Annotated in this window: 9 protein-coding genes and 2 pseudogenes; 7 read left to right on the top strand and 4 right to left on the bottom strand. The window is 72.0% G+C overall.

Translation table 11 applies throughout. The features are described 5' to 3' along the window. Positions 1–146: 146 nt before the first annotated feature. The 4 genes and pseudogenes from AB0M56_RS50000 to AB0M56_RS49985 form a co-directional block, all read left to right on the top strand. Positions 147–1,364, top strand: a pseudogene (locus tag AB0M56_RS50000) (serine/threonine-protein kinase); the annotation flags it as partial. Between the two features lie 102 nt (positions 1,365–1,466). Next, positions 1,467–2,480 carry a 4-hydroxy-tetrahydrodipicolinate synthase gene (dapA, locus tag AB0M56_RS49995; protein ID WP_364190582.1) on the top strand — a complete coding sequence of 338 codons (1,014 nt, stop codon included), beginning with the start codon at positions 1,467–1,469 and terminating at the stop codon, positions 2,478–2,480. Further along, positions 2,477–4,174: a ribonuclease J gene (locus AB0M56_RS49990; protein WP_364190579.1), complete on the top strand. Its 1,698-nt coding sequence runs from the start codon at positions 2,477–2,479 to the stop codon at positions 4,172–4,174. Before dapA ends, AB0M56_RS49990 begins: the two co-directional genes overlap by 4 nt. A 360-nt stretch (positions 4,175–4,534) precedes the next feature. Then, positions 4,535–6,103, top strand: coding sequence for a VWA domain-containing protein (locus tag AB0M56_RS49985; RefSeq protein WP_364190577.1), 1,569 nt, complete (start codon positions 4,535–4,537; stop codon positions 6,101–6,103). Here AB0M56_RS49985 and AB0M56_RS49980 read toward each other — a convergent pair. Continuing rightward, positions 6,100–6,672 carry a TetR/AcrR family transcriptional regulator gene (locus tag AB0M56_RS49980; protein ID WP_364190574.1) on the bottom strand — a complete coding sequence of 191 codons (573 nt, stop codon included), beginning with the start codon at positions 6,670–6,672 and terminating at the stop codon, positions 6,100–6,102. The two genes, AB0M56_RS49985 and AB0M56_RS49980, sit on opposite strands and share 4 nt — an antisense overlap. A 95-nt stretch (positions 6,673–6,767) precedes the next feature. Between AB0M56_RS49980 and AB0M56_RS49975 the strand changes: the two genes are divergently transcribed. Continuing rightward, positions 6,768–7,508, top strand: a complete 741-nt coding sequence (locus tag AB0M56_RS49975) for an SDR family oxidoreductase (RefSeq protein WP_364190571.1) — start codon at positions 6,768–6,770, stop codon at positions 7,506–7,508. Here the strand turns inward: AB0M56_RS49975 and AB0M56_RS49970 are convergent. The 3 genes from AB0M56_RS49970 to AB0M56_RS49960 are packed head-to-tail and all read right to left on the bottom strand — an operon-like array spanning position 7,505 to position 9,981. Next, entirely contained in the window at positions 7,505–8,449 is a 945-nt protein-coding gene (locus AB0M56_RS49970) for an EamA family transporter (RefSeq protein WP_364190569.1), read from the bottom strand. The genes AB0M56_RS49975 and AB0M56_RS49970 overlap by 4 nt on opposite strands. A 42-nt stretch (positions 8,450–8,491) precedes the next feature. Beyond that, entirely contained in the window at positions 8,492–9,112 is a 621-nt protein-coding gene (gene wrbA, locus AB0M56_RS49965) for an NAD(P)H:quinone oxidoreductase (protein ID WP_364190567.1), read from the bottom strand. A gap of 29 nt (positions 9,113–9,141) precedes the next feature. Beyond that, complete coding sequence (locus AB0M56_RS49960; protein WP_364190564.1) at positions 9,142–9,981, bottom strand: lysophospholipid acyltransferase family protein; 840 nt, start codon at positions 9,979–9,981, stop codon at positions 9,142–9,144. Positions 9,982–10,025: 44 nt separating this feature from the next. Here AB0M56_RS49960 and AB0M56_RS49955 point away from each other — a divergent pair. Together AB0M56_RS49955 and AB0M56_RS49950 are read left to right on the top strand one after the other, a co-directional pair. Beyond that, positions 10,026–10,298 (top strand): annotated as a pseudogene (locus tag AB0M56_RS49955) (HD domain-containing protein); the annotation flags it as partial. A 164-nt stretch (positions 10,299–10,462) separates the two neighbouring features. Further along, positions 10,463–10,804 (top strand): hypothetical protein, encoded by a 342-nt coding sequence (locus AB0M56_RS49950; RefSeq protein ID WP_364190561.1) that lies wholly within the window; start codon positions 10,463–10,465, stop codon positions 10,802–10,804. Positions 10,805–10,894 lie beyond the last annotated feature (90 nt).

Here is a 10,894-nt window from a genome sequence, read left to right as displayed (position 1 = left end):
TCCGGAAGACATTCGCCGATCACACAGGACAACCGGAGTGGGGACGGGCCAGCGAAACAAGAAGTCGCCAAGCGCTCCATCGACCGGCCCGTCCAACACCCACGCTAAACCCCACCAAGCGGCTTGACATCCCTTAGGAACGCAACGGCACCACGTTCATCGTGATGGAGCTCGTCGAGGCCCCGACGCTGGCCGACCTCGTACGCCGCCAGGGCCCGATGCCGGCCGCGCACGTCGCGGTGATCGGCGACCGCGTGCTCGCCGCGCTGCAGGCCGCGCACGCAGCCGGGATCGTGCACCGCGACGTGAAGCCCGCCAACATCATGGTCGCGCCCGACGGCCGCGTGAAGCTCACCGACTTCGGCATCGCGCACGCCATCGACGACCCACGTCTCACCACGAGCGGCGTGATCGTGGGCTCGCCGGCGTTCATGGCGCCCGAACGCGTCGAGGGCCGTGAGGCCATGCCCGAGTCGGACCTGTGGTCACTCGGCGCGACGCTGTTCTTCGCCGTGGAGGGCATAGTCGCGTTCGAACGCCCGACCACGGCCGCGACGCTGCACGCGATCATGACCGAGGTCCCGTACCTCACCCGGGGCCAGGGCCCGCTCGCCGCGGCGATCCTCGGACTGCTGGTGGCCAAGCCGGAGGCGCGGCTCACGGCCCCGCAGGCCCGGAACCTGCTCGCCACCGCGGCCGGTCAGCCGCCCACGCCGCCGTCGGGCAGCATCGCACCGGCACTCGGCACCGCCCCGGCATTCGGCACCGCCCCGACGCGGGTCGCCGCGCCGCCGAAGCGCCCGCGCCGGGGCTGGTGGCTCGCCGGCGCCGCCGTGCTCGCCGTCGCCGCGCTGGTCGGCGGCTTCTTCCTCGGCAAACCCGTGTGGACGCCGAAGGTCGACCCCCAGCTGCAGCCCACCGTCACCTACGGCCCCGACGGCTTCCTCAAGACGCAGATCGGCCTGTCCTACCGCTGCTTCAACGCGGCAGTGCAGCAGGGCGTCGTCATCGGCGACGACAACAGCGCGACGTGCGACAAAAGCCACACCCTCGAGGTCTACGACGTCGGTGAGGTGCTGCCGACCGAGAACTACAGCAGCGACGACGCGCAGGTCGCCGCCTACCCCGGTCTCGAGTCCGTGACCCGGCTCGCCGAGGCGCGCTGCGCGGCGTCGTTCCACTCGTCGGTGGTGCCGGAAAACCAGCGGGCGGACCTGACCTACCAGGCGATTGTGCCCACGCAGCGCCAGTGGGAGCTCGCGCCGCCCAACGACTACAGCCAGCCCAGCCGCGAGTTCTACTGCGTGCTCGCGAAGCCCGGCAACGCCCAGATCCCGGCGCAGATCACCACCAAGGTCAAGTAACCGCGCGAGATGTTCCGCCCGGCGCCCGCCCACCCGGGAAAATCTCCGCTCTTCACCAGGTCGGGCCCGGGTTCACCCCTTCGACGAGGTACCGTCAACACCATGTCCACTCCACCTACCGCCGCGCCCGGACGCCCGTTCGGCCGCGTGCTCACCGCGATGGCCACGCCCTTCGACCGCGACGGCGCGCTGGACCTGAAGCGGGCCCAGGAGCTCGCCGAGCACCTCGTGGAGCTGGGCAACGACGGGCTGGTCCTGAACGGCACCACCGGCGAGAGCCCGACCACGAGCGACGAGGAGAAGACGGCGCTGATCCGCGCCGTCGTCGAGGCCGTCGGCGACCGGGCCACTGTGGTGGCAGGCGCCGGCACCAACAACACCGCGCACAGCGTCGAGCAGGCCCGCGCCGCCGCCGAGGCGGGCGCCCACGGCCTGCTCGTGGTCACGCCGTACTACTCGCGGCCCAGCCAGGCCGGCCTGTTCGCGCACTTCACCACGGTCGCCGACGCCACCGACCTGCCGGTGATGCTCTACGACATCCCGCCGCGCTCGATCGTGCCCATCGAGGTCGACACGCTGCTGCGGCTGGCCGAGCACCCGCGGATCGCCGCGGTGAAGGACGCCAAGGGCGACCTCATCGCCGGCTCCGAGGTGATCGCCAACACGCACCTGGCCTACTACTCGGGCGACGACGGCCTGAACCTGCCGTGGATCGCCGTCGGCGGCGTCGGCGTGGTCAGCGTGATCGGCCACGTGGTGGCCGGGCGCATCCGCGCGATGATCGAGGCCTACGAGAGCGGCGACACCTCCACCGCGCGGACCAACCACCGCGCCATGCTGCCGGTGATGCGCGCGATGTCGCGCGTCGGCGGCGTCGCGTTCGCCAAGGCGGCGCTGCGGCTGCGCGGTTTCGACATCGGCGACCCGCGGCTGCCCGTCGTGCCCGCCACGGACGAGCAAAGTGCCCTGATCGCCGCCGATCTCGCCCAGGGCGGCGTGCCGCTGGGCGACAGCGCGGCCCAGGACTGGCATGGTGCACGGGTGGCACAAGCGGATTCCCAGGCGGCCTACGTCGCCCCCACCTCACACACCAGCGTTGGGACCTTGCCCCGGTGAGCTCACTTCCCCCCGGACCCGGACCCACGAACCTCCCGCCCGCCCTTCCCGAAGGCGCCCTGCGCGTCGTCGCGCTGGGCGGCATCGGCGAGGTCGGACGCAACATGACCGTCTTCGAGTACGACGGCAGGCTCCTGATCGTCGACTGCGGCGTGCTCTTCCCCGAGGACGACCAGCCCGGTGTCGACCTGATCCTGCCCGACTTCCGCGCGATCGAGGAGCGGCTCGACGACGTCGACGGCCTCGTGCTCACCCACGGGCACGAGGACCACATCGGCGCCGTCCCGTTCCTGCTGAGGCTGCGGCCCGACGTGCCGATCTACGGCTCGCGCTTCACCAACGCGCTGCTCGCGGCCAAGGCCAAGGAGCACCGTCAGCGGCCGAACCTCATCGAGGTGCGCGAAGGCGAGCGCCGCAAGGTCGGCGTGTTCGACCTCGAGTTCTTCGCCGTGAACCACTCGATCCCCGACGCGCTCGCAGTCGCCATCCGCACGCCCGCCGGGGTCGTGCTGCACACCGGTGACATCAAGCTCGACCAGCTGCCTCTCGACGGGCGCCTCACCGACCTCGCGGGTTTCTCGCGCCTGGGAGACGAGGGCGTGGACCTGTTCTGCGTCGACTCCACCAACGCCGAGGTGCCCGGGTTCGTCATGCCCGAGCGTGACATCGGCCCGGTGCTCGACGACGTGATCCGGCGGGTCGACCAGCGCGTGATCGTCGCGTGCTTCGCGAGCCACGTCCACCGCGTGCAGCAGGTGCTGGACGCCGCGGTGCGGCACGGTCGCCGGGTCGCGTTCGTGGGCCGCTCGATGGTCCGCAACATGGGCATCGCGGCCGAGCTGAAGCTGCTCGAGGTGCCGGACGGCCTGCTCGTGGACCTCGACCAGGCGAGCACGCTGCCCGAGAGCAAGGTCCTGTTCGTCTCGACCGGTTCGCAGGGCGAGCCGCTTTCGGCACTCTCGCGCATGGCGCGTGGCGAGCACCGGCAGATCTCGATCCGCGCGGGCGACACCGTGGTGCTCGCCAGCTCGATGATCCCGGGCAACGAGACGGCCGTGTTCGGCGTGGTCAACGGCCTGACCCGGCTCGGGGCCAACGTGGTGCACCAGGGCAACGCCAAGGTCCACGTGTCCGGGCATGCGTCGGCCGGTGAGCTGCTCTACCTGTACAACGCAGTGCGCCCGAGCAACGTGATGCCGGTGCACGGCGAGTGGAAGCACCTGCGCGCCAACGGAGAGCTGGCCATCCGCACGGGTGTGTCGCCGGAGAACGTGGTGATCGCCGAGGACGGCGTGGTCGTGGACCTCGTCGACGGCAAGGCTTCGCGGACCGGCCGCGTCGAGGTGGGCCACGTGTACGTGGACGGCCTGTCGGTGGGCGACGTCGGCGAGTCGACGCTGTCCGACCGGCTGGTGCTCGGCGAGGGTGGGTTCATCTCGATCAGCGTCGCCGTCGACTCCAGCACGGGCCGCGCGGTCAGCAGTCCGACGGTGTCGGGGCGCGGCTTCTCCGACGACCCCAAGGCGCTCGACAGCGTGGTGCCGCTCGTCGAGATGGAGCTGGCGCGCACGGAGGCCGAGGGCATCACCGACACCCACCGCATCGCGCAGGCGGTGCGCCGGGTCGTCGGGCGCTGGGTCGCCGACACCTACCGGCGCCGGCCGATGATCGTCCCGACGGTCATCCCGGTCTGAGTTCTCGCGTCGACGGCCGCCGCCGCTCTCCTCGTCAGGGGAGCGGCGGCGGCTGTTTCGTCAGCGCTGCCGGCCGGGTTTTTCAGCGGGTGATGGCGGCGATCAGCAGTGCGAAGGCGACGACGGCGCCCTGGCGGGCGAGTGCGTTGCGGGCCCGGCGCTGCTCGGACTTGTTCGGTCTGGTCACGGCTGCCCCCGTTTCTCGTGGTCGGTCCCATGGTCGCTCGTGCGGCGGCGCGGCACATCCCGCGTGAGGCGGGTCCTGGCTCCCCCTCAGGTACGAGTCCGGCTTTGAACCGTTCGTCCTACGGCTGCAGGCCGCGGCGGCGTTAACCTGCGTTGAGCAGGAGGGCTGCGCCGATGGGGCGTCATTCGAGCGTACGGGGACGAAGCCGGCTGCTGGTGCCGCTGGCCGTCTGCGTGCTGCTCGTGCTCGGCGGAGCGGTGTGGGTCGCGGCCGCGCTGGAGACCCGGTGCGCGCGGGGGCACGTCGTGGTGTCGGCTTCGCCCGACATCGCCCCGGTGCTTTCCCAGGTGGCTCAAGGACTTTCAGCGAGGTGCCGGTCGTACGAGATCCGCCCGCGCAATACCGCGCAGGCCGTGGCCGAGTTCGCCGCGCCCGGCGGGGAGCGGGCGCAGGTCTGGGTGCCGGACTCGACGATCGCGTTGCAGGGGGCGCGGCAGCTCGGCGCGACGGACGTGCCGGAGTCGGGACCGTCGGTCGCGAGCTCCCCGGTGGTGCTCGCCGTGGCGGAAGGCGCCGCACGTGGCCTCGGCTGGCCGGGTCGCACGCTCACCTGGACCGACGTCGTCGCCGCGCCGGGCGCCGTGCTCACCCTCCCGGACCCGGCCCGCGACCCGGTGGGCACCTCGGCGCTGGTCGGGCTGCGTGACACGGTGGGCTCGGCGCCGGACCCGGCGGGGGCCTTCGCGGCGGTGCTGCGGCGGTTCACCGTCGGTGGTGGCGAGGGAGCGACGGCGTATCCGGCTTCGGAGAGTTCCGTGGTGCAGCACAACGCCGCTTCCGGCGCCGCGCCGCTGGTGGCGGTGTATTCGGCCGGTGCGCCCGCGCTGGACTACCCGTTCGCGCGGCTGACCGGCGGCGGTGGCGAGCAGAGCGCCGCGGTCGACGCGTTGCAGCAGGCGATGCTGGGCGGCGCGGGAACGGCGGCCCTCGAGCGCGCCGCCCGGCGCGTGCCCGGGCAGGCCCTGACCGGGCACGAGGACGACCCGCACGTGCAAGCGGCCGCGCAGCGCAGCGCCCCCGTGCCGTCGAGCGCCGATCTCAAGGTGCTGCTCACCCAGTGGGCGGGGGTGAACCTCGACGCACGTGTGGAGGTGCTGCTGGACGTCTCGGGCTCGATGGAGGCGCGCGTGCAGGGCACGAACCTGAACCGGATGCAGGTGACCGTGGCCGCCGCCGAGCAGGCGCTGCACCTGTTCCGGCCCTCGACGCAGCTGCGGATCTGGGAGTTCGCCACAAGGCTCGACGGGACCAAGGATTACCGCGAGGTGCTTCCCCTCGCGCCTGTCTCGCAGCACCTCACGCCTGGTGACATCGCGCGGCTCACCGCGGTGCGCGCCATCCCTAAAGCGGGCACCGGCCTCTACGACTCCGTGCTCGACGTCTACGCCCTCGCCCGCCGCGACTGGCAGCCCGGCGTGCTCAACGTCGTGATCGTGATGACCGACGGCCGCAACGAGGACACGTCCGGCATCACCCGCGACGCGTTCCTGGCCGGCCTCACCCGCCTCGCCGACCCGGCGCACCCGCTGCCGGTGATCGCGATCGGCATCGGCGAGGACGCCGACGAGACCGAGCTGTCCGCCATCACCGCGATCACCGGCGGCGGCGCGTACGTGACGCGCGACCCGGCGAAGATCGGCGAGGTGTTCTACGGGGCGCTGGCCCAGCTCGTGGCGCGCTAGACCGGCTCTCTCGGCGGACGGAGCCCGTCGACGATGACCGTGACCACGGTGCCGGCCCGCGGCTCCCACTCCGCCTCGGGGATCCGCGACAACGCGCCCAGGAGCAGGATGACGTCGGCGGCGTCGACCCCACCACGCACCTGACCGGCGGCTTTCCCGCGATCGAGCAGTGTGCCGAGCGCTTCGTCGAGCCGGTGGTGCTGGCCGGAGTACAGGTCGTGCCACGCCGAGGCCTCGATCGCCGCCATGACCCCGCGTTTGATGCGCGCGTATTCGACCAGCCGGTGCAGCCAGTGGGTCAGGGCCATCAGTGGCGGGTGCTCCGCCAGCAACGGCGGCACGGCGTCGACGAGCTGGGTCAGCTCGTGGCGGTACACCTCCGCCAGCAGGTGCTCGCGGGTGGGGAAGTGCCGGTAGAGCGTGCCCTGGCCCACGCCCGCGGCCTTCGCGACCCCGTGGAGCTTGAGGTCGTCGATCGCCCCGTTGGACCTGCTCAGCTCGGCCCGGGCCGCCTCGACGATGCGGTCCCGGTTGGCCACCGCGTCGGACCGCAGCTCACGGCTCGCCACCGGCGTCACCTCGCTTCCGTTCGACTAAATGGACAAGTGTCCGGTACGGTGGGAGCCGAAGCGGACAGTTGTCAGTTTAGGGCGGAGAAGTCGAGATGAGCACAGTGGAAGGCAAGGTCGTCGCCATCACCGGCGCGAGCAGCGGGATCGGGGAGGCGACGGCACTGGAGCTCGCGGCCCGCGGTGCGGCCGTGGTGCTGGGCGCGCGGCGCACCGACCGGCTGGCCGCGCTCGTGGCGCGGATCCGGGCCGCGGGCGGGCGCGCGGAGATGCTGGACGTCGACGTGACGAAGCGGGCCGATCTCGAGCGGCTGGTCGCGCTGGCCGTGGACCGGTTCGGCCGGCTCGACGTGCTGGTGGCCAACGCCGGCGTCGCGCGGATCGCCCCGGTGGGCGATCTCGACGTGGACAGCTGGGACGCGATGATCGACGTCAACCTGCGCGGGGTCCTGCACGGCATCGCCGCCGCGCTGCCGGTGTTCCGCGAGCAGGGCAGCGGGCACCTCGTGACCACCGTGTCGACGTCGGGCCTCAAGATCGTGCCGGCGCAGGCTGTGTACGCGGGGACCAAGAACGCCGTGCGCACGCTGCTCGAGGCGCTGCGCCAGGAGTCCACCGACGGCGTGCTGCGGACAACCTCCATCTCGCCGGGGTACGTCCGCACGGAGCTCGTCGACTACGTCGAGGATCCCGGGCAGCGGGCGCAGGCGCGCGAAGCCATGGCGGCGCTGGGCATCGCGCCCGAGGCCGTGGCGCGCGCCATCGCGTTCGCGATCGAGCAGCCGGACGACGTCGAGATCGGCGACCTGACCATCCGGCCCGCCCGGCAGGGTTAGGTCACGCCTTTCGAAAACCGTTGCACCACATACGCTCCGCCGAGCAGGATCGCCGCGCCGAGGGCCTGGGGCCACGCCAGCGCCTCGCCGAGCAGGGCCCACGCGAAGGCCGTCGCCGTGACGGGTTCGAGGAGGCCGAGCACGCTGGCGACCGAGGCGGGCAGGTGACGCAGCGCCGTGATGCCGAGCAGGTAGGACAGCACGGTCGAGAGCAGCACCAGCAACGTCAGCAGCAGCCAGATCGGCGGCGTCCACGGGCCGAACTCCACGGCGTGGTCCAGCAGTGACCACGGGATCGTCCACGGTGGACTGACCACGGACACGATCACGGCGCCGATGACCATGCCCCAGGTGACCAGGCCGAGGGGATCGCGGTCGGCGACGGCGCGTTCGCCGATGAGGAAGTAGCCGGCGGAGCAGACCGCGGCGCCCAGGCCCGCGAGGACGCCGATCGCGTCGAGGGTGAGGCCCTGCCAGACCTGGCCGACGAGCGCGAGGCCGGCGATGGCGAGCCCGATGCCCGCCCACATCGCGCGCGGCAGGTGGGTGCGGCGGACCACTCGCACCCACAGTGCGATCAGCACGGGGGAGAGGAACTCGAGCAGGATCGCGATGCCCACGGGCACGCGGTCGGCGGCGATGAAGTACGCGAGCTGCGTGCCGGCGACGCCGAGCAGGCCGTATGCGAGCAGCATCGGCCACTCGCCGCGGCGGACCTTGAGCGTGCGCGGCGCGATGGCGGCCGTGCCGGCGAGCAGCAGCAGGCCCGCGAAGCCGATGCGAAACGTCGCGACCTGCTCGGGCGTCATCCCGGCGGCCATCGCGGGCTTGCCGAGCGTGCCCGACGTGCTGAAGAACAGCGCGGCGAGCAGCACGAACGCCACCCCGCGGGCGCGGTGCGCGACGCGGGGTGGCGTGAAAACGGGCAGTTCGGTGGTCACGCTCGTCGACAGTACGACGTCCGCGTCACCACCGAAACCGATTTAGCGGTTATCGTCCGCTTTCAATCCGGTGGCGACGTGGGTGGTGATCGTCGCGAGGCGCTTGCCCTGCCGGGTCAGCGCGCCGAGCGCGAGACCGTCGGGCGCGGCGGACTTGCGCGAGACGAAGGAGCCACCGTACGGGTTTCCCGACTCCTTCAGGTGCGGGTCGCCGTAGCCGAGCGGCAGGACGATGGCGCCCCAGTGGTAGAAGATGTTGTTCGTGGCCAGCACGGTCGCCTCGAGGCCACCGTGCGCGGTCGACGCCGTGGTGAACGACGTCGCGACCTTGTCGGCCAGCTTTCCCTGTGCCCACAAGCCACCCGTGCTGTCCAAAAAGGACTTCAGCTGGGCCGCGGGACCGCCGAAGCGGGTGGGGCTGCCCACGGCGATCCCGTCGGCCCATTCGAGGTCGGCGAGGGTGGCGTACTCGTGGTGCGGACCGGAGTCCACCCACGCCTGCCAGCGCGGGTTGCTCGCGACGGCCTCGGGGGGCGCGGTCTCGCGCACGGTCCGGACCCGGACTTCGGCACCGGTCTCCCGGGCGCCCTCGGCCAGCGCGGAGGCGAGGGCGGCGGTGTTGCCGGTGGCGCTGTAGTAGACGACGAGGATGCGTGTGCTCACGCCCTGCGACTCTAGGCGAAAGCGCGGGTTCAGGACTGTGGTGTCCGAGGGGTGGGCGGACCCGGCTTCCACGGGCTCACGGTGTCCGTCGGCCGCGTCGGGTCGTTGAACCGCGGCCGGACGGGCTCGTCGCGGCGCAGCGGCACGAGGCCGTCGGTGATCGCCTGCATGATCTTCGCGTGCGCGCGCACCCCGGCGCCCGGCCGCTCCGGCTCGACCTCCGCCAAGTCCACCGGCGCCCCGAAGTGCACCTTGAACCTCGGCCGCCGCAGGGGCGCGCTCAGGCCCGAACGTGCGAGCGGCACCAGGTCGGCCGGGCCGTTCACGGTCTCGGTGCCCCAGTACACGGCCTCGTGCGCGCCCCACTGGCTGATCGGGATCACCGGCACACCGGCGGCCAGCGCCAGGCGCGCCGCCCCCGTCTTGCCGCGCTCCGGCCACAGCCCGGGGTCGTGGCTGATCCGCCCCTCCGGGTAGACGACGATCGGCTCCCGCGTGGTCTTGAGCTCCTCCACGGCCTCGGCGAACTGCCCGATGGCCGTCGCCGCGTGCTTGCGGTCCACCCGCAGATGCCCACTCACCCGCAGCGCCGGCCCGATCACCGGCGCGTCCAGGATGCCCCCGGCCAGCATGAACCGCGGGTTGATGCCGATCCTCTTGCACGCCGCCATCAGCACGAACGCGTCGAACACGCCGATGTGGTTCGCCGCCATCAGCAACGGCCGCCCCCGCAACTCCCTCGGCACCGCCCCGGACACCGTCAGCCGGCCCACCATGTTGACCAGCCCGCGGTCGATGTTGAGCATCGTCCGCCAGATCGCCGGGGCACGACGCGGGGCCGGGAAGTCGTCCTGTTGCAGCGCGAACATGGGCAGAGCATGTCACGGGGGTCGATCACGCCCCGAAAGGGTGGGCCGACCAGACGGCCGCCTTGCCGGACGCCTCTCGCGCCATGGTCCGGACCGCGGTGGACGAGTACGAGACCCGGCAGACCCTCGAAGCGCGGTGCGCCAAGGACGCGGACAAGCTCGAAATGCTGCTCCAAGCCGTCGAGTACCGAGACATCGGAGTCGAGCGCGTCGCCGGCTGGATCGACTCCGCCCGCAAGGGCCTCGCGACCGAGACCGCCCGCCGTGTCGCCGAGGCCGCAGCCACCCTGTCCCCGCTGGCCTGGCGGGACCGTTGAGCGCTGGGCGGCGGATCTACGCCGACGTGGTGGCGTAGAAGCGCGGCACCTGAGGACACGAAAGAGCTCCGGCCACCGCGAGGGTGACCGGGGCTCCGCGCCGTCGATCGCTACTGCCACCTCGGCTTCGTAACGAACCGGCGCGGATCCACGCTGTAGCGCCCGTGCGCACTCGTCTCCTGATTCTCGGCACCCTGGTTCTGCTCACGGGCTGTGCTGGCCCGGACCCCGCCCCTGCGCCGGCGCCCCGGCCTTCGCGGCATTCCGTCGCGATCGGACCCCGCGAGCGGGCCTACCTCGCGGCCCTCGGCTCGATCGACCCCGGCCTCGTCGAGAACCAGGCTCGCGCGGTCGTGCATGCGCACGATCTGTGCGACGACGTCGCGCAAGGCAAGGACCACTCGACCGTGATCGCGAACGCGATCTGGGACTTCACCGGCGCCGATGTGTCGGTGGACCAGCCGATGGCCGAGCGGATCGTCGCGACGGCCGAAATGATCTGCTAGCTGTAGTGACCATGGACGTTGTTGACGTGTGAGCGGCGCGTCGGGTTGATCATGACGAAGACCTCCGTGTGTGGTGGTGGTGTCTGACGC

The organism is Amycolatopsis sp. NPDC051372, from assembly GCF_040682095.1.
GTDB lineage: Bacteria > Actinomycetota > Actinomycetes > Mycobacteriales > Pseudonocardiaceae > Amycolatopsis.
Note: the sequence above shows the minus strand (reverse complement) of the source record. Positions and strands in the feature narration are given on the sequence as shown.